Source organism: Mycobacterium montefiorense, assembly GCF_003112775.1.
Taxonomy (GTDB): Bacteria; Actinomycetota; Actinomycetes; order Mycobacteriales; family Mycobacteriaceae; genus Mycobacterium; species Mycobacterium montefiorense.
Map to the genome: position 1 here is coordinate 1,080,391 of NZ_BFCH01000018.1, position 25,705 is coordinate 1,106,095.

Annotated in this window: 25 protein-coding genes; 10 read left to right on the plus strand and 15 right to left on the minus strand. The window is 64.0% G+C overall.

Annotation, left to right across the window (positions count from 1 at the left end; genetic code table 11):
- Positions 1 to 45 precede the first annotated feature (45 nt).
- Complete coding sequence (locus DB708_RS17560) at positions 46 to 1,668, minus strand: FAD-binding protein (RefSeq protein WP_108923903.1); 1,623 nt, start codon at positions 1,666 to 1,668, stop codon at positions 46 to 48.
- Positions 1,669 to 2,067: 399 nt separating this feature from the next.
- Between DB708_RS17560 and DB708_RS17565 the strand changes: the two genes are divergently transcribed.
- The 7 genes from DB708_RS17565 to DB708_RS17595 all read left to right on the plus strand — a co-directional run bounded on the left by DB708_RS17565 (position 2,068) and on the right by DB708_RS17595 (position 9,007).
- Positions 2,068 to 2,511: an RNA polymerase sigma factor gene (locus DB708_RS17565; protein ID WP_235616805.1), complete on the plus strand. Its 444-nt coding sequence runs from the start codon at positions 2,068 to 2,070 to the stop codon at positions 2,509 to 2,511.
- Positions 2,508 to 3,110, plus strand: a complete 603-nt coding sequence (locus DB708_RS17570; RefSeq protein WP_108923907.1) for a methylated-DNA--[protein]-cysteine S-methyltransferase — start codon at positions 2,508 to 2,510, stop codon at positions 3,108 to 3,110. The genes DB708_RS17565 and DB708_RS17570 overlap by 4 nt, the downstream gene beginning before the upstream one ends.
- Positions 3,107 to 3,727 (plus strand): hypothetical protein, encoded by a 621-nt coding sequence (locus DB708_RS17575; RefSeq protein ID WP_108923909.1) that lies wholly within the window; start codon positions 3,107 to 3,109, stop codon positions 3,725 to 3,727. Before DB708_RS17570 ends, DB708_RS17575 begins: the two co-directional genes overlap by 4 nt.
- A 71-nt stretch (positions 3,728 to 3,798) precedes the next feature.
- Positions 3,799 to 4,740: an alpha/beta hydrolase gene (locus tag DB708_RS17580; RefSeq protein WP_108923911.1), complete on the plus strand. Its 942-nt coding sequence runs from the start codon at positions 3,799 to 3,801 to the stop codon at positions 4,738 to 4,740.
- Positions 4,741 to 4,800: 60 nt separating this feature from the next.
- Complete coding sequence (locus DB708_RS17585; protein ID WP_108923912.1) at positions 4,801 to 5,409, plus strand: TetR family transcriptional regulator; 609 nt, start codon at positions 4,801 to 4,803, stop codon at positions 5,407 to 5,409.
- Positions 5,410 to 5,681: 272 nt separating this feature from the next.
- Positions 5,682 to 6,098, plus strand: coding sequence for an MmpS family transport accessory protein (locus tag DB708_RS17590; RefSeq protein ID WP_108924384.1), 417 nt, complete (start codon positions 5,682 to 5,684; stop codon positions 6,096 to 6,098).
- A complete protein-coding gene (locus DB708_RS17595) occupies positions 6,095 to 9,007 on the plus strand; it encodes an MMPL/RND family transporter (RefSeq protein WP_108923914.1) in 2,913 nt (970 codons plus the stop codon). The genes DB708_RS17590 and DB708_RS17595 overlap by 4 nt, the downstream gene beginning before the upstream one ends.
- Here the strand turns inward: DB708_RS17595 and DB708_RS17600 are convergent.
- The 6 genes from DB708_RS17600 to DB708_RS17625 all read right to left on the minus strand — a co-directional run bounded on the left by DB708_RS17600 (position 9,000) and on the right by DB708_RS17625 (position 14,492).
- Positions 9,000 to 9,782, minus strand: a complete 783-nt coding sequence (locus DB708_RS17600) for an SDR family oxidoreductase (protein WP_108923916.1) — start codon at positions 9,780 to 9,782, stop codon at positions 9,000 to 9,002. The two genes, DB708_RS17595 and DB708_RS17600, sit on opposite strands and share 8 nt — an antisense overlap.
- Before the next feature lie 83 nt (positions 9,783 to 9,865).
- Complete coding sequence (gene fdxA, locus DB708_RS17605) at positions 9,866 to 10,210, minus strand: ferredoxin (RefSeq protein ID WP_108923918.1); 345 nt, start codon at positions 10,208 to 10,210, stop codon at positions 9,866 to 9,868.
- A gap of 101 nt (positions 10,211 to 10,311) precedes the next feature.
- Positions 10,312 to 11,961 (minus strand): sensor histidine kinase, encoded by a 1,650-nt coding sequence (locus DB708_RS17610; RefSeq protein WP_235616842.1) that lies wholly within the window; start codon positions 11,959 to 11,961, stop codon positions 10,312 to 10,314.
- Between the two features lie 193 nt (positions 11,962 to 12,154).
- Positions 12,155 to 12,808: a response regulator gene (locus DB708_RS17615; RefSeq protein ID WP_108924386.1), complete on the minus strand. Its 654-nt coding sequence runs from the start codon at positions 12,806 to 12,808 to the stop codon at positions 12,155 to 12,157.
- A gap of 60 nt (positions 12,809 to 12,868) precedes the next feature.
- Positions 12,869 to 13,708: a universal stress protein gene (locus DB708_RS17620; protein WP_108923920.1), complete on the minus strand. Its 840-nt coding sequence runs from the start codon at positions 13,706 to 13,708 to the stop codon at positions 12,869 to 12,871.
- Positions 13,709 to 13,727: 19 nt separating this feature from the next.
- On the minus strand, positions 13,728 to 14,492 hold the full coding sequence (locus DB708_RS17625; protein WP_108923922.1) for a universal stress protein: 765 nt from the start codon (positions 14,490 to 14,492) through the stop codon (positions 13,728 to 13,730).
- Between the two features lie 143 nt (positions 14,493 to 14,635).
- Here DB708_RS17625 and DB708_RS17630 point away from each other — a divergent pair, with 143 nt between their 5' ends.
- Complete coding sequence (locus DB708_RS17630) at positions 14,636 to 15,613, plus strand: Acg family FMN-binding oxidoreductase (RefSeq protein WP_108923923.1); 978 nt, start codon at positions 14,636 to 14,638, stop codon at positions 15,611 to 15,613.
- On the opposite strand, the gene DB708_RS17635 is transcribed toward DB708_RS17630, so the two are convergent.
- The 4 genes from DB708_RS17635 to DB708_RS17650 all read right to left on the minus strand — a co-directional run bounded on the left by DB708_RS17635 (position 15,610) and on the right by DB708_RS17650 (position 20,078).
- Complete coding sequence (locus DB708_RS17635) at positions 15,610 to 16,605, minus strand: Acg family FMN-binding oxidoreductase (protein WP_108924387.1); 996 nt, start codon at positions 16,603 to 16,605, stop codon at positions 15,610 to 15,612. The genes DB708_RS17630 and DB708_RS17635 overlap by 4 nt on opposite strands.
- A gap of 100 nt (positions 16,606 to 16,705) precedes the next feature.
- Positions 16,706 to 17,845, minus strand: coding sequence for a cation:proton antiporter (locus DB708_RS17640; protein WP_108923925.1), 1,140 nt, complete (start codon positions 17,843 to 17,845; stop codon positions 16,706 to 16,708).
- A gap of 22 nt (positions 17,846 to 17,867) precedes the next feature.
- Positions 17,868 to 18,734, minus strand: a complete 867-nt coding sequence (locus tag DB708_RS17645) for a hypothetical protein (RefSeq protein WP_108923927.1) — start codon at positions 18,732 to 18,734, stop codon at positions 17,868 to 17,870.
- Positions 18,735 to 18,761: 27 nt separating this feature from the next.
- Positions 18,762 to 20,078: an acyl-CoA dehydrogenase family protein gene (locus DB708_RS17650; protein ID WP_108923929.1), complete on the minus strand. Its 1,317-nt coding sequence runs from the start codon at positions 20,076 to 20,078 to the stop codon at positions 18,762 to 18,764.
- A 243-nt stretch (positions 20,079 to 20,321) separates the two neighbouring features.
- Here DB708_RS17650 and DB708_RS17655 point away from each other — a divergent pair, with 243 nt between their 5' ends.
- Together DB708_RS17655 and DB708_RS17660 are read left to right on the plus strand one after the other, a co-directional pair.
- Entirely contained in the window at positions 20,322 to 21,353 is a 1,032-nt protein-coding gene (locus DB708_RS17655) for a phosphotransferase family protein (protein ID WP_108923931.1), read from the plus strand.
- Complete coding sequence (locus DB708_RS17660; protein WP_108923933.1) at positions 21,350 to 22,114, plus strand: SDR family NAD(P)-dependent oxidoreductase; 765 nt, start codon at positions 21,350 to 21,352, stop codon at positions 22,112 to 22,114. Before DB708_RS17655 ends, DB708_RS17660 begins: the two co-directional genes overlap by 4 nt.
- Here DB708_RS17660 and DB708_RS17665 read toward each other — a convergent pair whose 3' ends face one another.
- The 4 genes from DB708_RS17665 to DB708_RS17680 are packed head-to-tail and all read right to left on the minus strand — an operon-like array spanning position 22,115 to position 25,700.
- Positions 22,115 to 22,708 carry a TetR/AcrR family transcriptional regulator gene (locus DB708_RS17665; protein WP_165839850.1) on the minus strand — a complete coding sequence of 198 codons (594 nt, stop codon included), beginning with the start codon at positions 22,706 to 22,708 and terminating at the stop codon, positions 22,115 to 22,117. It lies immediately after the preceding gene.
- A gap of 40 nt (positions 22,709 to 22,748) precedes the next feature.
- Entirely contained in the window at positions 22,749 to 23,333 is a 585-nt protein-coding gene (locus DB708_RS17670; protein WP_108923937.1) for a TetR family transcriptional regulator, read from the minus strand.
- Between the two features lie 22 nt (positions 23,334 to 23,355).
- Complete coding sequence (locus DB708_RS17675; protein ID WP_165839851.1) at positions 23,356 to 24,375, minus strand: zinc-dependent alcohol dehydrogenase family protein; 1,020 nt, start codon at positions 24,373 to 24,375, stop codon at positions 23,356 to 23,358.
- Entirely contained in the window at positions 24,372 to 25,700 is a 1,329-nt protein-coding gene (locus DB708_RS17680) for an acyl-CoA dehydrogenase family protein (protein ID WP_338103940.1), read from the minus strand. The genes DB708_RS17675 and DB708_RS17680 overlap by 4 nt, the downstream gene beginning before the upstream one ends.
- Between the last annotated feature and the right edge of the window lie 5 nt (positions 25,701 to 25,705).

Genomic DNA, 25,705 nt, shown 5'->3' on the forward strand with positions numbered 1-25,705 from the left:
GTGGTTGCGGGTTACCAGTTGTTGAGGAGCAACGCGTTTGGCGGTTCAGGCGCTCGCCGGATCGAACGGAGGTAACGCAGGTTGTTCCTGGACAGCATGTTCGGCGGCCCGCCGGCCAGAGAAAATGCAATCGGCCAATGACAGGCCGCTGACATAAGAGTTGGCACAGATTCCGACCGCGGTGCGTCCGGCAGCGTAGAGGCCGGGGATCGGTTCGCCAGCGACCGTTTTCACCGCGCCGGTGAGTTCATCGACGAGCAGTCCGCCGAGGGTGAACATCGGGCATGGATTGATCAAGCTTCGTTTGACCGAGATCGCGATCAACGAAAACGGTCCCTGCCCGACAGGGCGGACGAATTCGGCGGGCTTTCCCATCGGATCGGGCTGTCCTGCGCCCGCGGCCTCGTTGTGAGCGGCCACTGTACGACGTAGTCCCGCAGGGTCGATTCCGGCCTTTATCGCGACTTCCTCGAGGGTGTCTGCCCGGGTGCGGTCGGTGCGCAGCATGGCTTCCATCTGTAGCCGTTGAAACCAGATTGCCTGCTGTGGTAGCTCAGTTCGGGCTTGTCTGAGCAGCGCTTGATCGACAAGGATCCAGCCTTGGCCGTTATGGTCTTGGATCATCGCATGACCGACGGCAGCGCCGTAGCGGGTTTCGTCGATGATGCGCTGGCCGCGCGAGTCGACAATCAGTGCGCCCAGGAATGCGCTGGGCGGCGTGATGAACCGCCAGGCCGAGACATTGTCGAGTCGATCGACGGCAGCGCCGATGGTGGCCGCCAATTGCATTCCGCTGCCGTCGTCTGCGGTAGTGCCAAGCTGCAGCCCATCGCGGTAGGCCGGCGCATGCGTGGCGATAAGTTCACGGTTCGCGATATAGCCGCCCGCACAAAGGATGACGGCCTTACGAGCACGAATGTCGACGGTACGCGCATAGCGCCGCTCCAGGTGGTTCAGCCGTCTTTCCATCGCCGCGCGCAGCGGCGGGTAATAGATGCCCGGTTTGACGGCAAGTGATGCATACGTGCGGTAGCGCTGCCGAACCCACGCCGGTGCGCCGGCAAGAGTACTGGTTCGCACTGCGACGACCCGGCCGGACGGATCGGTCAACAACGACATTGCCCGGGTGTGGAATTGGGTGCGCACTCCCAGGCGCGCTGCTGCAGCGGCCAGCGGTTGATAGATCTTCTTGCCGGACGCCCCTGCCCCCTTGGCCCGGTGGCCGCGCTGCACCGGCGGAGTGATGCCGCGAAAGCGCCCGGAGTTCTCGCTTCCCGAGTAGTAGAGGTAGTACTTGTTGTTCGGATAGGAAGTCTTGTACGGACATACCGATGCCTCGAACGGCACGCCGTGGGCGGTGAGCCAGTCGATCATCTCCGGGCTGGAATCGACAAAACGGCGCAGTGTTTCGGGTCGCACTGCATCGCCGATCTCGGCCTGCAAATACGCGAACATCCCTTCGGCGCTGTCGGCGATACCGCCTGCCCGTTGAACCCACGTTCCGCCACCGGCGTAGATGATGCCGCCGGATACCTGTGTCGCGCCCCCACCGTTGAACCGGTCGATCGCCATGACATCGGCCCCGCGAGATCGGCCTTCCAGTGCCGCGCACACACCCGCGGCCCCGTATCCCACCACGACTACATCCGCTGAGTGGTTGTCGATCATCACTACCCCTTGTCGCCTGGCACCGGCCCCCGGTCGGGCGCCATTAACGCATCGTGTTGCCTACCTTAGAACGTGTTCTAGTTCGTGGCTACTCCGGTGGCAAGTGTGGATATCCGAGGCCCAATCAGCTATATCCGCAATTATCCCGGCATGAGCGGGCTGATCCCACGAACATAGATACTAGAGGCATTCGTATTAACGAATGCCTCGTCCACTGTGCCGGTGCTGGCAGCAGTGGGTGGACGACTTCCAACCCGCATCGCGGACGACAAGACTCTTTCTCACATTCCACGATGCGCCGACGTCTTCAAATCAGGAGCAGGAGGACATCGCCAAGGTGAATGCCGAGCAGGACGTCAAACCGCCCTTCGCAGCACCGTGGCACACCACGGTGCCACGGTGCTGCGAGTCGTGCGTGCCGTGGTCGGTCACAACGATGCCGACGACGCGTGGTCGGACACCTTCCTGGCGGCATTGAGGGCTTATCCCCAATTGCCAGCCGGCGCCAACGTCGAGGCGTGGCTAGTCACGATCGCGCACCGCAAAGCCATCGACATCACACGCGCGGCGTCACGGCGGGCCGTCCCGGTCGCCGACACCCCCGACTCCCCCGCCAGGGAACGGGCTGATGGCCACGATCTCGATCTGGACGCGGCCGTGGGCGCGCTGCCACCCAAGCAGCGCCAGGCCGTGGCGTACCACTACTTGGCGGGACTGCCCTACTCCGAGATCGCGACGATCCTCGACAGCAACGCTGCCGCTGCCCGACGAGCCGCAGCCGACGGCATCGCCACCCTGCGGCGCACATATCCCCTTCTCGACATCGCAAAGGAACGACCATGACCTCGACCGACCTCGACCGCTACTACCCCGTCGACCCGGATCATCTGCAGCGCCTACACGCCCGTCTGGAAATCGACGCCCAGGCCGCCGATCTGCTCGACATCGCCTATCGCATAGTGGACTCCGCAGTCGGGCCGCTGCTGCTGGCTGCCACCCCTCGCGGACTTCTCCGGGTGGCGTTCGAGAACGAGGATCGTGACTGCGTGCTGCTGGCTCTGTCCGAGCGGATCAGTCCGCGGATGCTCGAGGCCCCCACGCGGCTGGACCCGATCGCACGACAGCTCGACGAATACTTCGCCGGCGTCCGGCGCCACTTCGACATTGCCCTGGACTGGTCGCTGTCGCACGGGTTTCGGCGCGCGGTGCTGGAACACCTCAACACCGACATCAGTTACGGCGCGACGACCAGCTATGCGGCGATGGCGCAACTGGCCGGCTCCCCCAAGGCGGTACGCGCCGTCGGCACCGCGTGCGCAACGAACCCGATTCCCATCGTCGTGCCGTGTCATCGGGTGATCCGATCCGATGGAGCCGTCGGCGCCTACCGCGGCGGGTCCGTGGCGAAGGGATTGCTGCTCGACCTCGAGCGGGCGGGATGACGACGGAAGGGCCGGCCCGCAACCGGGTCTCACCGCTCGGAGAGATCGTTGCCGTGTCGGGTCGTGGCGCCTGGATGGGCAACCGCGGGCGTCTGCACCAGGGCCGCGGTCAACGCGACGTTTTTCGCAACCATCAGCACAAGACCTGGATCACGTGTGTGTTGTCGTTCCGGGGCCGCCGGGTGGCGCAGTGGGAACCCAATCGGTACACGCCACTGTTCTTCCTCGACGAGGCCGTGGCGCTGGCTGCCGGTCATCGCCCATGCGGTGAATGTCGACACCGCGCCTATCAGACCTACCGGTCGCTATGGTCTGAAACACATTATGGGACAGACGTTTACGCGACGCATATGGATGCACAGCTACACGGTGAGCGGATCGACGGGGCCGGCCATCGTGCCCCTTGGAACGGTCTGCCCGACGGAGTATTTGTCGCTACCGACTTCGGTGCGGCCGTCGTCGTCAGCGACCACCTCACGGTTTGGGATCGGGACAACTCCTATCGGCGAAAGCTGCCACGCCCTAGGGCCGGCGCGGCCACGGTGCTGACCCCGCCGTCCACAGTGCGGATCTTGCGCGCTGGATACCCCGTCCACATCGATGATTGCGCGCGGTAACCGGCCGTTGACATCGTGCCCGCTGTGTATGGTCAAAGTGGCCTGTCGGCGCGAGGGAACAGAGAACACCCATGGCAAATCGGTTGCCCGCGAATGCCTTCACCACGCCACAGGCCGTGGATCCCGATCTGCGTAAGGTGGCCCGCTTTCTGCCCCGGGGATACGCCCTGCACCGCGGCTACAAGGTTCAGCGAGCCATCATGCTGGCCCTCGGCAACGCCGGCCGGCTCCGCGACGTACCGGTGGTCGCGGTCGACGAACACGTCAAGGTTCGCATGCATCGTCCGGCCGGCCTCCCCGACCGGGCTCCCGCGCTGTTGTGGATCCATGGCGGCGGCACCATCATGGGAACCGCCGTCCAGGACGACAAGTTCTGCCGCAAGCTATCTCGCCTGACCGGCGTCGCGATCGCAGCCGTCGAACACCGCCTGGCTCCAGAGCACCCCTACCCGATACCGCTCGAAGACTGCTACGCGGCGCTGCTCTGGCTAGCTCGCCAGCCATGGGTCGACCCCGAGCGAATCGCCGTCGGCGGGGCAAGTGCCGGTGGACATTTCGCGGCAGCGGTCGCACAACGGGCGCACGATCGCGGCGAAGTCAAGCTCGCCTATCAGATGCTGGTGTACCCCATGCTGGACGATCGCACGGGAGCAAACGGCGACGGCCGCAAGCGCATCATGTGGACCGACGACGATAACCAACTGGCCTGGCAGTGGTACCTCGACGGAGCAGACCCCGCCGAGGCCGCACCGGGACGTCGGCCCGATTTGGCCGGACTGCCAGCAGCATGGATCGGGGTCGGGACGTTGGACCTGTACTACCAGGAGTGCCTCGACTACGCCCGGCGTCTACGCGAGGCGGGCGTGCCTGTGCACGAGGAGATTGCGCCCGGCGCGTTCCACGCGTTCGACCACATCGTGGACAAAGCAGCGATCTCGGTGAAGTTCTTCGCCAGCCAGCGCGACCACTTATGGGCCGCCCTGTCCGCGCCCGCGGACGACCCCCTAGCCTAAGCCACGCGGTTAACGAGCTATTTGACTGCAAAGTGTGCAGTTCGTGCAACTATGGGTGGTATGGCCAACCCATTGGGGCTGCGCGAGCGGCGCCGCCGCGAGACCAGCGCAGACATCCGCGACGCCGCGGTGCGCCTGACACTCGAACGCGGCTTCGACAAGGTGACCATCGACGAAATCTGTGCCGAAGCCGGAATCTCGACACGCACCTTCTTCAACTACTTCCCGAACAAAGAGTCCGCGCTCGCCTACGGCCCCTCGGACATCCCTCCTGAGCTGGTTGCGGATTTCGTCGCGGACGGGCCCGCGCCTTACTCGGTCGTGCTGGCCGAGCTGATCACTCTGGCCGCGCATCACCTGCGCGACGTGCCCCCGCCGCGAGAGTATGCCGCCCACATGCTCGAACTCGCCAAGACCTCGCCCGCGGTGCTGGCCGCGTTTCTCGCCGATCTGGAACGTTTTCAACTCCAGCTAACCGACATCATCGTTCGCCGTCAGGACATGAAGCCGGACGACGAGATGGCCCCCTTGATCTCCGCGCTGGCGTTGACCGCCGTGCGCTCGGGCATCGAGAGGTGGGCAAGTGACGAGCCCAAGGACGCCGAAGACACGCCGATGCCCTACGTCGAGCGCGCCGCCGCGCTGGTCAACAGCATCTTCACAAAGTGATCTGAAACACCGCGGGCGAATCTTGCATGATGTGCAAGATATGCACATCATGTACTATGCGCTGGTGGCGGTGTTCGGGGACGCTTCCGCAACGCGGGGCATGTATCGGCACCGAGAGCGGCCATCGGCGCGCGCACTCAGCTATCTCCGCAGGCATGAATTGGGCGCGCAAGTCCGAGCAGCGGCCGCGAGTCGCTGCTGAGTCGTGCGGCTCGTACCGGCAATTCACGGCGATCAGAAAAGGACTCAGGTAGTTGCTGCTATCGAAGATCGTGCGGAACGCATGGCTGCCGCTCTTGATCGTGGCGGTTGTGATGGTCGGCGGCTTTGCCGTTGTCCGGGTCAAGTCCTTCTTCGGCGCCAACGACACCGGCGTCATGACCAGCCCGCGCCTCGAAGACTCCAAGCCGTTCAAGCCGAAGGTCGTCAAGTACGAGGTATTCGGCTCGGCTAGCCATGCGAATGTGAACTACCTGAATCTGTCCGCCGACCCGACCCGGATCGACGGTGCGCCGTTGCCATGGACGCTGGTGCTCAGTACGACGGCGCCGTCGGTCTTTCCCAATCTCTCGGCGCAAAGCGATGGTGACTACCTCGGTTGCCGCATAACGATCGATGACGAAGTCAAGGCCGAGAAAATTAGCACCGGCGTGCACGCCCTGACATTCTGCCTGGTGAAATCCGCATGAGCACAACGTTCAACGACGCCCGCACCGACGCGCTCCCGACTGCTGCAGAGCCGGTGCGGGAAAGAATCCCGCGCTTTGTCCGCAAGTTCGCCGTCCCCATCATCCTCGGCTGGATCGCAATCATCGCGGTGCTCAGCACGATCGTCCCCGACTTGGACACGGTCGGGAAGATGCGCTCGGTGTCGATGGCTCCCGACGATGCGCAATCGGTGGTCGCCACGAAGCGCATGGGTACGGTATTCAACGAGTACAAGTCCAACAGCTCGGCGATGATCGTGCTGGAGGGCCAAAATCCCCTGGGCGCCGATGCGCACGCCTACTACGACCAGATCGTCAAGAAACTCGACGCCGACACCAAACACGTTGAGCACGTTCAGGATATGTGGAGCGATCCCTTGACCGGGGCCGGCGCACAAAGCAACGACGGTAAGGCCGCCTACGTACAGGTCTATCTGGCCGGCAACCAGGGCGAAGCCTTGGCCAACGAATCGGTCGAGTCCGTCCAGAGCATCGTCAAGAGTGTGCCCCCGCTCAAGGGGGTGAAGGCCTACGTCACCGGACCCGCGGCGCTCGCAGCCGATCAGCACATGGCCGGTGACCGCAGCGTGCAGGTCATCACGATGTGCACCTTCACCGTGATCATCGCGATGTTGTTGTTGGTCTATCGATCGGTCGTCACGCTGTTGCTGACGATGGTGATGGTGGTGTTGGAGCTATCGGCGGCACGCGGAACGGTCGCATTTCTGGGCTACCACAAGATCATTGGGCTTTCGACGTTCGCGACCAACCTGATCGTCACGTTGGCCATCGCGGCCGCCACCGACTATGCGATCTTTTTGATCGGCCGATATCAGGAAGCCCGGTCTGTCGGCGAGTCTCGAGAAGACGCTTATTACACAATGTATCGGGGCACCGCGCACGTGGTGCTCGGGTCCGGTATGACGATCGCCGGCGCGACGTTCTGCCTGCACTTCACGAACCTGCCCTATTTCCAGACGCTGGGTATCCCGTTGGCCATCGGCATGGTGGTCGTGGTGTTTGCGGCTTTGACGCTCGGCGCTGCGGTCATCTCGGTGGCTACGCGTTTCGGCAAGACCCTCGAGCCCAAGCGGACACAGCGTATTCGCTTCTGGCGCAAGGTTGGCGCCCTCGTGGTGAGGTGGCCGGGCCCGATCCTGGTCATGACGATCGGAGTGGCACTGGTCGGCTTGCTCACGCTGCCCGGGTACCGCACCAACTACAACGACCGCAATTATCTGCCCACAGATCTGCCCGCGAACGAGGGTTACGCCGCCGCGGACCGGCACTTCTCACAGGCTCGGATGAATCCCGAAGTGCTGATGATCGAGAGCGACCACGATCTGCGCAACTCCGCGGACTTCTTGGTCATCGACAAAATCGCCAAGACGATCTTCCGGGTGCCGGGAATCTCACGCGTGCAGGCGATCACCCGGCCCGAGGGGAAGCCGATCGAGCACACCTCGATCCCGTTCCAGATCAGCATGCAAGGCGTCAGCCAGCAGATGAATCAGAAGTACCAAGAAGACCAGATGGCCGACATGCTCAAGCAGGCGGACATGATGCAAACGACCATCGACAGCATGGAAAAGATGTCGAGCATCACCGCCCAGATGGCCAACGACATGCATCAGATGGTCAAAAAGATGCACGACATGACCATCGACATCAATGAATTGCGCAACCACATGGCCGATTTCGAGGACTTCTTCCGGCCCTTCCGCAGCTACCTCTACTGGGAGAAGCACTGCTTCGACATCCCGGTGTGCTGGTCGATTCGCTCCGTCTTCGACGGCCTGGACGGCGTCGACACAATGACCGATGACATCGAGAGTCTGCTGCCGATCATGGATCATCTCGACACCCTGATGCCTCAGATGGTGGCACTGATGCCCAGCATGATCGAAAACATGAAGGCTATGAAAACCACTATGCTGACCATGTATTCGACCCAAAAGGGTTTGCAGGATCAGCAGACTGAGGCGCAGAAGAACTCGAACGCCATGGGTAAGGCATTCGACGCTTCCAAGAACGACGACTCGTTCTACCTACCGCCGGAGATCTTCAACAACGCCGAGTTCAAGAAGGGGATGAAGAACTTCATCTCCCCCGATGGCCATGCGGTGCGCTTCATCATCAGCCATGACGGCGATCCGATGTCGGCAGAAGGCATTTCGCACATCGCCGCCATCAAGAAGGCCGCCTACGAATCATTGAAGGGCACTCCGCTGGAGGGCTCGAAGATCTACCTCGGTGGCACCGCGGCAATCTTCAAAGACCTCAGCGAGGGCAATACCTACGACCTGTTGATCGCCGGAATCGCTTCGCTGTGCCTGATTTTCATCATCATGTTGATCATCACCCGAGGTGTGGTGGCCTCGGCGGTCATCGTCGGAACGGTGTTGATTTCGCTGGGTGCGTCCTTTGGACTGTCGGTGCTGATCTGGCAGCACATCATCGGCATCGAGCTGCACTGGATGGTGCTCGCGATGTCGGTCATCATCCTGCTCGCCGTGGGCGCCGACTACAACTTGCTACTGGTAGCGCGGTTCAAGGAGGAGATCCACGCGGGCTTGAACACCGGCATCATCCGGTCGATGGGCGGCACCGGCTCGGTGGTCACGTCGGCGGGATTGGTCTTCGCGTTCACGATGATGACCATGGCGGTCAGCGAGCTGACCGTCATCGGTCAGGTGGGTACCACCATCGGCCTGGGCCTGCTGTTTGACACCCTGATCGTGCGGTCCCTGATGACGCCGTCCATTGCCGCGCTGTTGGGCAAGTGGTTCTGGTGGCCGCAGCGAGTGCGGCAGCGCCCGGTGCCTTCGCCGTGGCCTGACCCAAAAGAGAAGCAGGCCAACGAGCCCGAATCCGTATCTGCCGCTAGGTAACCCACTCCGGCTGCGCGTCCGTCTCTACCGCGGAAAAGTCTTTGTGCCCCAAGCCGGCGGTGGTGCCACCGTCGACCACGAACTCCGAACCGGTGGAATAACTAGACTCGTCACTGGCCAGATAGACCACCAGGCTGGAGACCTCCTTGGGGTCGGCGGCCCGGCCCAACGCGGTCTGGAAGATGTCGTCGGGAACCCAGTCGGTCATCGGCGTCTTGATCAGCCCAGGATGGATGGAGTTCACCCGAATACCGCTGGGCCCCAGCTCCAGTGCCGCCGACTTGGTCAGACCCCGGACAGCGAATTTGCTTGCGGTGTAACCGTGGCAGGCGATAGTGCCGGCGATACCTTCGATCGAGGAGATGTTGATTATCGAGCCTCGGCCGGCTTCCTTCATGGGTTTCACCACGGCGCGGATACCGAGGAACACGCCAGTTAAGTTGATGTCGAGGATCCGCTGCCACTCCGAGAGCGCGTAGTCCTCGAAGGTGCCGATGTTGATGATGCCAGCGTTGTTCACCAGCACGTCGATGCCGCCGAACTCGCTGACGGCGGTTGCCACCGCCGCATCCCAGTCGTCTGGCTTCGTCACATCGAGGTGCAGGTAACGAGCCGAGTCGCCGACTTCAGCCGCTACCGCCTTACCTTCGTCGTCGAGGATATCGCCGAACACGACCCTGGCTCCCTCGGCGACCAGCATTCGCACGTGCGAGGCGCCCATCCCCCGCGCACCCCCACTAATCAGCGCGACTTTCCCCGCCAACCGTTCTGCCACTGCATGTCTCCCGTCGTGTCGGTGCGCCAGGCGTAGACGCTGGCGATCACCATACAGATGCGCGGGGATGTATGACCAGAGTTTCAGACGTTAGCTGCCGGCATCGCCGCGATCAGCTGGGTGTCCGCACCCACTCGCCCCACTCCGGTGGCGCCGCCCGGGGAACCCAGCGGGCCGGAGCGCCCGGGAAGCGGCAGCGCGAAGAATGCGGCGTTGTCGTCCAGGTGTGCTTGCTCGTCGTCGGGCAGGTCGCCCTCCCAGTAAATCGCGCCGGCGTGGCAAGCCGGCCTGCAGGCGCCACAGTCCACGCACTCATCGGGGTTGATGTACATCGTTCGAGCACCCTCGTAAATGCAGTCCACCGGGCACTCCTGAACGCAGGACTTCTCCATCACGTCGACGCACGCCTTGCCGATTACATAGGTCATGACGATGACGCTACGGACCAGAGCTCGACCGCCGCGCCTGTCGAAAGCCCTCAGTGCACGGGACCAAAGTCCATGCCGCACAGTGCTACTGCGCCACGTCGTCAGCGATCGGCCAACGGAGCTGTCCAGCGCACCCTGGTGCCGCCCCCATCCGGGGTGGTGACTTCGCAGGATCCGCCGAACTGCTCGGCGCGGTAGCACAAATTGGCCAATCCGCTGCGACGCGGGTTGTCGGCGGGAATGCCGCAACCGTTGTCGGCGATGTCGACGGTCAGCATGTCGGCGACGCTGACATCGACGGTCAGCCGTGTCGCGCAGGAGTGCCGGATGGCGTTGCTGACGGCTTCGGCGGTGACCGCCTCGGCATGTTCGGCGAGTTCGCCGCCGACGGCGGCCATCGGGCCGTGCAGGCGCACCGTGGTGACGAGGTCACGGTTCCCGGTCAGGTCGGCGACGACCCGCTGGATCCGATTCCGGAAGCCGCCGTCGCTGCCCAGGGGGGATTTCAGCTGGAAGATGGTGGTGCGGATCTCCTCGATGATGGTTTGCAGATCGTCGAGTGTGCGGTTGAGCCGCTCGGAGATCTCGGCTGAACGCACCCGCGCGACGGTGCCCTGAAGATCCATGCCCGCGGCGAACAACCGTTGGATGACGTGGTCATGCAGGTCGTGCGCAATGCGCTCCCGTTCGGCCACGATGGTGAGCTGGCGCGCGTGTTCGCGGCCTTCCGCGAGCATCAGCGCTATCGCGGCGTGCGTGGCGAAATCACTGACCAAGTTGAGGTAACTGTTGTCGAAGGGGGGTTCGTTCGCGTTGCGCGCGACCGCGATCACTCCGGCGACTTTGTCGTGAGCCCGCAGCGGCATCACAATCGCCGAGCGTTCTCCGACGTCGGTGAAGGCCTGAATCGGATAGCTCATCGATTCGGTGATCAACGGGATACCCGAGCGGAAAACCCCGCCGCTGGTGGATCTATCGACCGGAACCCGTTGACCAACAACCTCATTGGCGTTGAGTCCGACCGCGGCAGAGACGACCAGCGTGTCGTTTTCGTCCGCGGGCAGATCGGCGTCAACCGGGACGAGCACGATCGCCTGTTCGGCCTCGGTGAGGGCACAGGCCCGTTCGGCGATCAAGTGCAACGGCGTCGTTCGCGAGTCGACACTGGAAAGCAGCGCGGTGGTGATCTCACGACTGGCATCCATCCACTTCACCGACGTACGCTCGCGCTCGAATACTCGCGCATTGTCGATCGCGACCGCCGCCGCGAAAGCCAGCGCGCGGGCGGCGACTTCGTCGGATTCGGAGAAGACCCGCGTCGGCTCGTCGTGGGCCAGATACAGATTGCCGAACACCGTTCCTCGAATGGTGATCGGCACTGCGAGGAACGCGCGCATTGGTGGGTGGTGCTCGGGAAACCCGACTGCGGCCGGGTGCGTGGTCAGATCGTCCAATCGCAACGCGGGGGTATCCAGCAGCGACACACTCAGAATTCCCTTGCCGACGGGCAACGGACCGATTTGTTCCACCAAATCGGGATCGATTCCGTCGTGGACAAACGAGATCAATCCGCCCTCGGGATCACGTATCGCCAACGCGCCGTATGGGGCTGAGGTCAAATCCCTGGCCGACATGACAATTCGACGCAGCGTCGCATCCAGGTCAAGATCCGACCCGATCTCGACGATGACGCGCAGCAGTTGCTCCATTTGATCGCGCCCTGCCAGCAACTCGTCGAGTTGCTCATGCATCCGGTCAACCAGGCCGCGCCGGCCGAGTCCGGCGAAAGCCGAGCCGCTCTCATCGGTGGCCACTCGACCCAATACCTCCATGAGACCTTCGGCGGTGAGCAACCCGCGTCGACGGAGCCGGCAACGCCACGGTGCCTTGACTCAGCTTAAGCGGATCGCTGCGGCGCGGGCTACGGCGACGAGGGTGCAGCACCTACGGCGAACTGGGCTTGGCGGACCGCTGATCCAACTTTGAGGCGAACACTGCTGCCTGGGTCCGCCGCTCCATGCCAAGTTTGGCCAGCAACCGCGACACGTAGTTCTTCACCGTCTTCTCGGCGAGAAACATCCGCGCGGCGATCTGCTTGTTGGTCAATCCCTCACTGAGCAGTCCAAGCAGGGTTCGCTCCCGATCAGTCAACCCGGACAGCGGATCGGGAGGCTCGGTGGTGTCGCGCAGTTTTGCCATCAATGCGGCCGCGGCACGGTTATCCAGCAACGATTTGCCGGCGCCGACATCCTTGATCGCCTGAGCCAGCTCCATGCCGCGAATGTCCTTGACGACGTAGCCGCTGGCACCGGCCAGAATCGCCTCCAGCATCGCCTCATCGGAGGTGAACGACGTCAACATCAGGCAACGCAGGTCGGGAAGCTCAGACAGCAGCTCCCGGCACAATTCGATCCCATTGCCGTCGGGAAGACGGACGTCGAGCACCGCCACGTCCGGCTTCAACGCGGGTATGCGCACCATCGCTTCCGACACCGAGCCGGCGTCACCGATGATTTCGAGGTCAGAATCCGAAGCCAGCAAGTCGGCGAGGCCTCGACGAACGACTTCATGGTCGTCGACCAGGAAAACCGTGACCATTGCGAGTCCTTTCTGCCGGCTCGGCGGAGCGATTTGCACCATCTTCATCATCGTCCCATTTCACAGATATTGACGATTGACGATCAGCAACGAGCAGGCGGCGCCATTCAGGACCGCGTTACCCGCGGGCCCGACCAGCTCGCCCAGATGCTGGCGGTCGTGAGACCCGACGATCGCCAGCTGCACCGATCGCTGCCGCCTTGCCAGATACTCCATCAGGGTGCCGCGTACCGCGACCGACTCCACCCGCAGCTGCGGATACTGCCGCTTCCACCGGGCAAGCCGGCGATCCAGGTCGGCGAGCGCCCGGCGAGCACCAACCCCATCCGCGGCCGCATCATCGACGTGTCGGCAGACGATGGCCTGGATCGGTGCGTCGCGCAGCAATGCTTCCGCCATCGCGGCGCCCAGCACCAGACCGTTGTCGGGAGCCCCGTCGATTTCGACGACGATGTCATGTGCGGGCTGTCGGTAATGGTCATCGCGGTCGCGAACAATCGCCACCGGGCAGTGCGCCGATGCCGCCAGCGCAGCGATGGTCGACCCCGTGCGGCCGGCCTGAAAGTGCTGCAATCCGACGGCGCCCACGCATACCATGGCCGCCGACGCCGAAGCGCGAATCAAAGACTTGGTCGGCGGCTGGTTGACAATCTCGGTCTCGATTTTCACCTGTCGATTCGTCTCCTCGATCGCCGATTGTGCTCGGCGAAGGGCAGATTCGGCGATGGCGAGCTGGCCCGCGACGTCGGCCCGGGCACCGTCCTGGATGTTCGCGTACAGCAGCCGCAGCGGTACGTCACGCCGTACCGCCTCGTCGACCGCCCAGTGTGCCGCGCGCAGTGCCGCTTTCGAGCCGTCGATACCGACGACGATCGACCGGGGGGTCGCGAAATCCTGCATCGGAGGCACCTTCGGCGGCTCAGTGGCGGACCAGCAGGACCGAGCAGTCGGGATAGCCCGGAATCGGATGGCAGTTCAGTGCGCCGAGCCCGGCGATCTCGTCCGCATCAGCCTGGCCCACGACGGCGAGGTCGATTGCGTTGCCGTGGTTCTCAGTCAGTCTCGCGCCGGTGCCAGCGGCGACGACCTCGACGCGAACATCCGGGTAGCGCCGGACCCAGCTGTTCAATCGCCGATCTATTTGCCGCACAGTGGCTTTGCGCAGCCGTCCTTCCTCCATCGCCTGGTGCACAACTTCGTCATTACCGGGTTCATCGTTGAGCACCACAGCGATCACCCCACCGTGGGTCTGCGGTACGCCGGAGTCGCTTCGGATGATGGCCACCGGGCAATGCGCCCGCGTGGCCAACGCGGCGGCGGTGGACCCCAACGACTCGTCGCTCCCCCATTCATGCTTCCCGACCCCCAGGCACACCAGCGCCGCGTCCTGTGATTCCTGCATCAATACTTGTTCGGGATCTCCTGAGAGGAGCGCTGTTTCGATCTCAACCGACTTTCCCGCACCTTGCACGGCGCCGTCGGCCTGGCAGAGTGCCATTTCGCCGCATTCCACCGCCCGGGCGAGGGGCTGGGTGCCCCGCACCTCGTCGCGCGGGATGACATGGACGAGGCGCAGGGGCAGTTCGCGGCTGATCGCTTCGTCAATCGCCCACTTGGCAGCGCTGATCGCGGCTTTCGAACCGTCGATACCGACGACCACCGACTTGCAATGCAGCCGCTTCATGTTGGCTCCTGACTATTCGATTCGCCCAATTTCAGGCTATTGAGCTGTGGCCGGCCGCGATGGGGCCAAAAGGCCCTTCATGCGCCGCCGTTCGTCCCCTAGGTTGATTGGCAGAACAACAAGCGCGGCGAGGAGTTGACGGCATGCCCACGACACCGGGCAGCGAGGTCTTGAAGGAGGCAGTTCGACTAGCTTGCCGCGCTCCATCGGTGCACAACAGCCAGCCGTGGCACTGGGTGGCCGACGGCGGCGTGCTGCGCTTATTCCTTGACCGGCGCCGCCTGGTACCGGGCACGGATCATTCGGGGCGCCAAGCGATCATCAGTTGTGGTTGCGCCCTCGATCATCTACGTGTCGTGATGCTGGCCGCGGGGTGGGACGCGGTCATCGAACGGTTTCCGAACCCGAACAACCCCGACCACCTGGCATCGATCGAGTTCCGCCCCGTCGAGCACATCACCGGGACGCAGGACGACCGCGCCGAGGCGATCCTGGTGCGCCGGACGGATCGGCTGCCGTTGGCAGAGCCGACGTTCTGGCATCTCTTCGAACCCGTATTGCTCGGCGTGCTCGACGACAGCTTGGTGGCGATCGATGTGCTCTGCGACGATGTGCGACCACAGTTGGCCGCCGCTTCCCAGCTCAGCGCCGCGCTTCGGGGCGACGATTCCGCCTATCACGAAGAACTCGCTTGGTGGACTTCACGATTCATGTTGACCAAAGGCATGCCGCCGAGCGCACTGCTTTCTGACGAAGAACGTCCACGGGTCGATGTGGGGCGTGACTTCCCGGGCCGGAGCCATCAGAATCGGCGTCCCGAGGTCGATGTCGACTGGTCGAAAATTCTTGTGCTGTCCACCCCGGAAGACACGCGACCGGACGCATTGAGTTGCGGTGAAATGTTGTCAGCCGTCTTGCTGGAATGCACGATGGCAGGCCTGGGGACCTGCCCACTGACTCACCTGATCGAAGTCGACGAGAGTCGCGACATCGTGCGCGGCCTGGTCGACCGGCTCAGCCAGCCGCAGGTACTCATCCGCGTCGGAGTGGCGCCGCCGATGGAAGTTCTGCCCCCACCGACGCCGCGGCACCCGTTGGACGAGGTCCTGCAGATCGTCTAGCTAGACGCTTTCGGGGCATCCCCGCACCACTGGACGAAAGCGGGGAGTTCACGTCGTGGTGTGGCCGGCAATGGGTCGGCGTTGATCGCCGCCCACCCCACCCGAAGCAGCATCTGCGGAAAGTGACTGCTGCCGAAGATATCCGCGTGCACCGCCTCGCGCGTTTCGGCCACCTCCAGCGGCTCGGTAACCGGGCAGCACGCCAGGCCCATGGACGTCGCGGTCAGCAGTACGACACTGGTGGCTTCACCGGCGCGCAGCTGCGCTAGCCGGTCATCCGTCCTGGTCCCGAGTGCCAGCACCACGGCGTTGTCCTCGGCCGCCGACGTGCCCGGTGACATGGCCAAGGCGGGACCGGCGAACAAACGGCCCGGGATCTTGGCTCTCGGATCCGGCACCGGCACGTTGCGGGCGGGAACCCCCGCCACCGACGCATAGCGCCCGCTCCATTCGGTGAGCTCGGCAAGATAGTCGTGATTGAGATGGTCCGAAATCGATTGGGACACAATCTTGTGCAGCCGGTCGATGTCTTCGACTTGGCATAGCGTGACGCCGATTCGTGCCGCCCGTGCCGCCATCAGAGCAATATCGCTGACCGGAACCGACCAGGAACTGTAGTGACGGCGATCGGTCCGCCGCCGCGGTATCGACGCCGCGAGCGCTATATCGAGAAAATCGGCGCTGCAGGGCAACAACGTGATCGCGGCGAGATAGCTGGGGTCGGCGGGGTCCGGAAGCCGAGCTACCTTAGCCCGCCACCCAATCGCGGCCAACGCGATGACGCAATGATTCAGGGCCGCACCGCAACTCAGCGTCAAATCCCGACCATCAGGGTCCGTGTTGGGTAGCCGCCGGCTCGCATCGGAGTACAGATGCAGGCTCTGTTCCTCCACTCGCCAGCGCCACGGCTGTGTGTTGTGGACCGAGGGAGCGCGAGAAGCCAGACTCAGAACAGTCCGGATTGTGGCGACATCGGGAAAGCTCGCGTTCATCGACATTGCTCCCTTCGGTGAAGCGTCAGGTCAACGATCGCGCGAGCGCCGCCGGCCACGCGAGGGCAAGACGGCCCCAGTCAGTGAGGACTTTGTGCCACTACCCGGGTTGGCTACGCACTGCCAATGCGCCGGCGATCGAGGTGGAAGCGATCGTCAGCAACGCGCCGAACATCAGCGCCGACCCTTCACCCGCGGCGAGCAGGTTTTCCTCGTTCCCAATCGTGGCCGCGGCCACCGGGACACCGAGCTGCGCGGCCGAGAGCACAGCAAGCGTCAACGGCTGGCCGAACAGCCGGCCCACGCAGTGCGCCAGCACAGCGCCCAGTCCCAGCCCCGCGCCCAACAAAATCAACTTCGGGTGCGCACCCAGCTCGCGCACATGCAGCGAAGCGCCTAGCCAGATGAAGAACAACGGACCGAAGAATCCCTCGGTGATCCCGAACAGCTGGCGCGCCAGCCGTCGCGGTTCCCCGACCGCCGCGACCACCAGGCCCAGCGCGAATCCGGCCAACATGATCGACACGTGCGTGCACAGCGCCAGCGCCGCCAGCGCAAACAGAATGAGCAGATTGGTCCGCAGTTCCAGCGCGAATTTGTGCTCCTCGGAATAGTCGTGCATGCGCTGGCGCCAGCCCCGACGATCGGCCGCAAGCAGAAGCACGAACAGCAGCACGGCACACGCCGCGATCGCCAGCCCGCCCAGCGCTGCAGTAGGCGCCTTGCGGAGGTCGATCACCAAGGGCAGCAAGACAATACACGCGGTGTCGGAGATGGCGATCTGTGCGGTCAGTGAGAGCACCGGTGGACCGTGCAGGCGCAGCGAACCAATCACCGGCAGTGCCAACGCCGCCGACGATGACGTCATCAGCACCGCGTACAGCGCCGCATGGCCGGTGCCGAACTGCCACGCCAGCCCGACACCGAGGGCAACCGCGACCACACCGCACAGCGCGGCTCGTGCCAGCGCCCGCGGCACCGCCGCGCGCACCTCGCGACTGCGTATCGGCACATGCGTGCCCGCGACGAACATGATCAGCGCGAAGCCGATGTTTGCGAACAGCTGGAACGTCGAGTTCGCCGGTTCGATGACATCGAAGCCGGTCTTGCCCAGAATGAGTCCCGCGACCAGCTCGCCGATGATCAGCGGAATCCGCAGGTGCGGCAGTGACGCCACCAGCGGGCCCGCGAAACCTACCGCGGTCAGCAGCGCCAGTGTGTCGAACCCGAACCCGGACATCTCAGCAGCCCTGGCGCCGCGGTCAGCGGACCACCTCGAAGATCGCCGCGGCAGAGGTTACGGCCTTGTCGGCGTCGCCTTCGTCGTGCAGCAGCATCCGGACGCCGATGCGTCCGGGGCCTCCGGCGTGTGCGGTGCCCTCCACTCGGAACGGCCCGACTTTCCCGCGGGACATGAACATGACGTGCCAGCTCACAACCTGCACCTTGCGCGTCCCGGCGAGATCGGCCGCAAGGTCGGTCGCCGCGGTTTCCAGCACCACATGTTGGGGCCCAATGTGCAATGCCGCATCCGGCGAAGCGAGTTCGGCGCTGAGCGCTGGCAGCACCCAGTGACCGTCGTCGCGCTTGGCGGCGCCGAAAGCGGCCCATAGCGGCGGCAGGTCGGGCGAGTCCTCGATAACCAACTCGGTGCCCGAAACATCCATCCTGTCAAGGCCTTCCGGCGGAATTCCGATGATCGCGCCTTGCCCCTCGTTGAAGGCGATCACCCGGTCCGGGTTGTCGGCATCGACGATCATGCACCGCCCGTAACCCATGGTCCGACCTTGGTGCACGACGCCGGAGCCGACGATCTCGACGTGAGAGACGTCGTAGCCGGGATCGATGATCTGCACCGACGCGATGACCGGGTTGGGCACCGCGACCATGTCGGTCTGGCACCCCTCGGGTGACGAAATCGCCAGCGGCGCAACCATGATTCCGCCTGCCTCGTTTCGCATGTCCCGGCGGATCACGACGGTGTCATCGACTTCGCCGATGTCCATGGCCGAGTGCCTACGGCCGATGTAGCGGTAACTGAGCAGACCTGTCCAGCGGCGGTACAGCTCATCGCGGTACGCGTCGGTGTCGCCGGCAAACTCTCGGATGTCTCGTAGTTGGTCGCTCAATTTCGGCCACCTTTCTCCGACATGGTTTCAGGACAGTCTGTTTCGCCGCACTTGGTTAAACGGCACGCCGCGGTCGGCGGCGTACTCGCGGGGGAAGTTCAACACCCGCTCGCCGATCACGTTGCGCGCCATTTCGGTGGTACCGCCGCCGATGCTGGCGATCTGACGGCCCAGGTATCGGATGCCGATATCGAGCAGGTGTGCCTCGTCGTCGACGACGGCCGAGGTACCCGTGACGGCAATCGCGGTGTCGGTTTCGATGTCGTGGGTCGCAGCCATCGACAACCGGATGATGGATCCCGCGGTTGGGGGCATAGCCCCGCCGGCCACCGCATGGAAGACATGCTCGCTGAGCTGACGCTGGACCGTGCGGTGCACCAGAGCTCGCCCGATCATCTCCCGGACGCGTTCGCGGTCCTGCTTGTTGGTCTTCTCGACCAACGCCAGCAGGTCGATCGAAACATCCTCGGCCTCAGAGATTCCGGGCCCGCTGGTGTATTCCGAGCCGTCACCCATGCTGCGGCGTTCGTGGTAGAGCTGTCGCGAGGCGACCTCCCATCCTTTGCCCGGTTCGCCGACGACGGCGTCATCCCCCACCTCGACGTCGTCGAAGAACTCTTCGCAGAATTCGATGGAGCCGTTGATCTGCTGGATGCGGTTGATCGTTATTCCAGGCTGCGCAAGCGGCACCAGGAACATGGTCAGTCCCTCGTGTTTCGGTGCATCCCAATCGGTCCGGGCCAGGCATAGCCCATAGTCCGCGGCGAATGCCCAGGTGCTCCACGTCTTGGCGCCATTGATGATCCAGCGCCCGTCCCGGCGGTCGGCTCGGGTGATGACACCCGCGAGGTCCGACCCCCCGCTGGGTTCGGACAGCAGCTGTACCAGAACTTCGTCGCCGCGTAGCGCCGCTCGGATGTGGGTGCGTTTCTGTTCCTCGCTGCCCATGTCGAGGATGGTCGCGCAGCAGATGGCGAAGCACGGAACATTGAGCAGTATCGGCGTCTCGTAGCCGAGTGCCTCGGTGTCGAAGGCCTTCTTGTACTCGTAGCCCAGCCCGAGGCCCCCGTACTCCCGCGGAAAACAGATGCCGGCAAATCCGCCGTCATACAACTTCTTCTGCAGTTCGCGTGCCCGATGCCAGGACAGTTCCGCGTCGCGTTCCAGGAGTGCGGCTTCGGCGGGATCCTGGCGCGGCATGTTGGCGGCCAACCAGGCCCTGGCCCGGCTGCGAAACTCCGCCACGGTTTCAGCGGTCTCGGCAGTCACCAGCGGTGCCGAATTCGTCTGTGCGTCATCGCCGATGACCTCCCGACGCCATTGTCGTGTCCGAACGTTGAGCATGTGCTGGGCGACTGTACAGCACAGGGTGATGACTGTATCAGGGCGTTGGCTCAGGATGCGTTGAGCTGCGCCGCGGCGCAACCAGGGCCATCGCACGGCGTCGAGTGTGCGTCGCCGGCTTTGAGTGTGCCGCCAGAGCGAAAAATCCCTGAAATTTGCGCCGTACGCTCACACTCGAGGCAGTCCGGGGTTGCTATGTTTAGGGAATCCACGTTATTTTAACGGCAATCGAAGGATCGGCGCATGAGTGCTGCCGCAACGGGTTTCGACGTCACGCGGTTTCGCGACTGGTTGGCCGAGCAGACGGGACAGGCAGCCGACGTGTCGGTCACCCCAATTCGAGGGGGCGGCAGCTGCGAGATGTTCCGCATCGACCGGCTGGAGCAAGCCTGGGTGGTGCGCCGGGCCCCGCTGACGACTGTCTCCGACACCGCTCATCAGGTCATCCGCGAGGCGCGGATCATGGAGGCGCTGGGCACAGCCGGAATACCGGTGCCCACAGTGCTGGCCCGCAGCGAGGACCCCGCGATCCTGGGTGCGCCGTTCTTCGTGATGTCCTACGTCGACGGCGGCGTGATCCGTCGCGACGGACTCCCCGAAGCACTGCTTGGCGATCCGTCCTCACACGGCCTGATCGGCGAGCAGCTGATCGACACCCTGGTTGCGTTGCACTCAGTCGACTGGACGGGCACCGCGCTGGCCGAACTGTCCCACCCGCAGGGGTTTCTGCCTCGGCAGGTCGATCGTTGGCTGACTCAACTGGCGGGCTACCGGGCCCGCGACCTGGACGGCGTGGACGAGCTCGCCGGTTGGCTACGCGACAATCTGCCCACCGATGGCGACCTCACTGTCATGCACGGGGACTACAAGCTGGACAACGTCATCTGGGCGCCGGCGCCGCCGCCCCGGATCGCCTGCGTCGTCGATTTCGAGATGACGACCGTCGGCGATCCCCTGATCGACCTGGCCTGGGCGATGATCTTCTGGCCCGAGGCTGAAAACCCCATCGCGCTGGGATCGCCGGACGCCCCGCATGGCATCGCCCGCGATCACTGCCAGACACCGGGTGAACTGATCGCGCGCTACGCCGAGGCCACCTGCCGTGATCTGTCACAATTCGACTGGTATCAGGTGTTCAGCGCGTGGAAGCTGGCGATCGTCTTGGAGGCGTCCTACGCCAAGTTTCTGCGCGGCGAGTCACGCAACCCGATCCACGAGTTCTTCGGACCGATCATCGATGAACTACTCAGGCGCGCAAGGAGGTTCGCGCAATGACCGATGAATTGTTCGACGTATCGGGCAGGGTCGTTCTCGTCACCGGCGGCAGTCGCGGACTGGGCGCCGCGATGAGCGTCGGCCTTGCCGAGCGCGGCGCCCGAGTGGTGATCGCGAGCCGAAAGCTTGACTCGTGCCAGGCGCTGGCCACCATGATCACCGAATCCGGCGGGCAGGCCCATCCGCTGGCCTGCCATGTCGGCGATTGGGAATCGTTACCCGGCGTCGTCGAGGCCGCTGTCTCCCGATGGGGCCGGCTGGACGGGTTGGTCAACAATGCCGGGATGAGCCCGCTGGCCCCTTCGCTGCTGGACACCTCAGAGGTGTTGTTCGACAAGGTGATCGGCGTCAACCTGAAAGGCCCGACCAGATTGACGGCGCTGGCAGCCACGGCGATGGCCTCGACCGGGGGTGGGTCGATCGTCAACATCAGTTCGCTGGCTTCGGTGAAACCCACACCCGTCACCACGGTCTACGCGGCGGCCAAAGCCGGCCTGAACGCGTTGACCACCGCCTCGGCCATCGAATACGCCGGTGCCGGCGTGCGTGTCAACGCGATCATCTGCGGCACCTTCGATACCGACGCGGCGTCGGGGTTCGTTCGCAACCCCGATCTCCTGCCGGAGCTCGTGCGTAGCATCGCGCTTGGCCGGGTTGGCCGACCCGACGAGATCGTCGGAGCTGTCGTCTATCTGCTGTCCGACGCGTCGAGTTACACCACCGGTTCGCTCATGACCATCGACGGTGGCGTCTCCGACTGATCAGCGAGCCCACCGCCGCCGGGTCGGTTTGGCATCGGCGCCGCCTGCCTCCGCTCGCACCCCGGATATCACCCATTCGACCAATCGGGGAAAATTCTGCTCGATCTTGGCCGTCTCCGGTTCGGAGCGGCCCGGTTCACGCAGCCCGCGCACCTCGACAATAGAATGATTGATCGTCATGTGCGCCAGTCCGCGGCAGCACTCGGTAGCCAACGAGCGTGGAATCCCTTCCTGCAGAGTAGCTTTGAGCAATGCATTGACATAATCGGTGACAGCGTTGCGGTCGTCGATGGTCATCAGCTCGGTCAGAAACGGATGTGCACGAAGAGCGTTGTTCAATGCCTGGCACCAGTGCAGCGCCGTCGACTCCCAGGTGTCGTATTCCTTGAAGTCGAGTTTGAGCTGCGCAAAGTGGCGAGCGACCAGCGCCCTGATCAGTGCTTCCCGATTGCCGACCTGTTGATACAGCGTCCGCGGTGAGATCTTGAGAGCGGCCGATAGTCGACGGACGCTCAGCGCCTCGATACCTTCGGAATCCAGCAGGTCCAGGGCGTGCGTGAGGATATCGTCGGCCGGGATCAGCGGCTTGGCCATCGCTGCATCGTACAAGCCCCGAGGTCGCCAATCCCGCAGGCTAACCGCTGTCGCGGCGGATACCTTCGATGAGGTAGTCGATCTGTATGGCGAACAGCTCATCGATTTCTTCGGCAGTCACCCCGGCGGGGTCGCTGCCGGCCAGTCGGCCTCGCCGGCGCGTCGAGTTCGCGCTCGGCGGATGATCCATGGCGACGAAACCCACCGTCGCATAGATCAACAGCCGACAGGCCCGTACCGACATGTCAGTCGACATGCCGTCACGGCGCATGCTTTTCAGCAGTGGTCGTGAGGCTTTCAGATAAGCCGGACGCTTCACCTGCAAGAAAAGCCGGCTGTCGGCGGCGTCGGTCAGCCGCGCGCGAAGCTGCCGGGTCCAGCGGCGCGCATAGTCCGGCCAGGTTTCGTCGCGCGCCAAGGTGGGCGCGAGATCGTCGAGCACATGCTCGGCAACCGCATCGATCAGCGCGTCCTTGTTACCGATACGGGAGTAGACGGGTGGCGGCGTGACACCCAGGCGGCTCGCCACGCTGCGCATGCTGATCGCGTCCAAGCCGCCTTCGCGCATGATTTCCACTGCGGCAGCAATGATCTGCTCCGCATCGAGTTCCAGTTCGCTGGGCACTGCTACTACCCTTCTCGCGACGTCATGGGATGGTCAGGGCGATTTCGCCAACATGTTCGCCGGCCCGCATCACCGCGAGCGCCTCGTCCAGCTGCTCCCAATCGAGGACGTGACTGATTTGCGGCTTGATACCGGCCTTGGACACCACCCTGCACATCTCGCGGTGCGCGCGCACACTGCCCACCGTGATTCCGATGACGCGCAGGTTGTTCAGCATCACCTCGGCTACCGCGATGGAGGCCATGTCGAATCCACTCAGTACTCCGATCACCGCGATAGTGCCGCCCATGGCCGCCGCATGCAGCGAATGCGGCAGCGTCGCGGGGCCGCCGAGATCGACGACCAGCTTGGCGCCCCGCCCGTCGGTCAGTCGCTTGACCTCGGTCTCCCAATCCGCTGTGGTCTGGTAGTTAATGAGATGTGTTGCACCCAAACCCGATCCGACTTTGAGTTTGTCGTCGGACGAAGAGGTCAGGATCACGGTGGCCCCCCGGGTCCGGGCAAGTTGCACGGCGAGCAGCGACACCCCGCCGGTGCCCTGGGTAACCACCACGTCACCCTCACCGATGTTGGCTTCCTCCAAGGCACTCCACGCTGTCACGCCCGCGCACGGGATCGTCGCGGCTTCGACATCGCTAAGGTGCTCGGGACTTCGGACCAGGCCGGAAACGTCGGCAACGCGGTATTGCTGCAGCCAACCGTCGCAGTTATCGCCGGGTACCGCACGCTTGGCTTCCGGGTTGGGCGGACCGTCGTGCCAATCCGGGTGAAACGCCCCCATCACGCGATCATCCAGCCGCAGCTCGTCGACGCCCGGCCCGACAGCCACGACTTCCCCTGCACCATCAGTCATCGGGACCCGCGGCCACGGCCCAGGCAGCAGGCCCATCAGATTGACGTTGTCGTGAAAGTTGAGGCTCGAGGCGTTGACCTTGACCAATACCTGCCCGGGGCCGGGCTGGTCCACCGGCCTCTCCACGGTCTGTACGGGCTCGCCGGGCCCGGTCATCACGATGGCCCGCTGACGGTCCGGAATGCTCATGCGATACCTGCCTGTTGACGTAGGGCTTGCCATTTCTGTTCCGCCGCCGGCCGCCGCGACGGAAGGTGATCGGTCGGCCAGCCCTGCACCGGCCGGTACTTTTTGAGTACCTGGCGCGCCAGTACCGACTTGTGCAGCTCATCGGGCCCGTCGCCGATCGATCCAAATCGCGTCATCCGATACCAGGATTCGACGGGCAGGTCCCCGGAATAGCCCAACGCGCCACACACCTGAATAGTGCGGTCGAGCACGGCCAGCACCACCTTCGATACATGCGCCTTGATCATCCCCAGCTCGGCCCGGATCTCTCCCGCACCCAAGCGGTCCATTTTCCACGCGGTCTGAAACGTCAGTAGCCGAGCTGCCTGAATCTCGGTGTGCGACAGCGCGATGTAGTCCTGCACCATTTGATGCTCACCCAGCATCCGACCGTGCGAACGGCGCGAGACCGCGCGCTCACCCATGATGTCCAGGGCCCGCTGCGCCTGTCCCAGCCAGCGCATCGAGTGATGGATGCGACCGCCGCCAAGACGCTGTTGCGCCAGCATAAAACCGCCGCCGCGCGGGCCGACCAGATGATCCGCCGGCACGCGACAGTCGGTGAACACGACCTCCGCGTGGTTGCCCCGCCGACCGAACTCCGGGTCTGGATGAGCCATGGTCGGGATGTCGCGGACGATGGCGCACCCAGGTGTTCCCGCCGGAACGACGAATATCGAAGCATGCCGGTGCGGGCGACCGGCCGGGTCGGTCTCCGCGACCACCAAAATGATGTCGGCGCACGATGCGTTGGTGGTAAACCATTTGTGGCCGTTGATGATCCAGTCGTCGCCGTCGAGCACTGCGGTGGTGGCGATGACGGTCGGGTCGGCGCCGGCCAGGAATGGTTCTGTCAGCGCGAACGCGCTGGATATCTCCCCATTGAGGTTGGGATATAGCCAGCGCTGCTTCTGCGCGTCGGTCGCGCCGTGCGCGAGCAGCTCCATGTTGCCGCTGTCGGGCGCCTGCACCCCGAAGAGCTCCATCGACACCATGCAGCGGCCGATGATCTCCGACATCAGCGCAAGCTTGAGCTGACCCAGCCCTTCGCCACCCAGGCTCGGATCGAGGAACAAACCCCATAACCCCTGCGCCTTGACTCTGGCCTGCAGGTGGCGCTTGACCTGCTGCCACTCGTCGGCCGGGATCTCCGAAAGGATGGGTTCCAGCGGGATGACCTCGGAGTCGATGAAATCACGCATCCACGAGAGCTTTTCGGCGAAATCCGGATCGGTTTCGAAATCCCAGGCCATCACATTCCTCATCGTCGGTCGCGGCAGCGTCACACCGA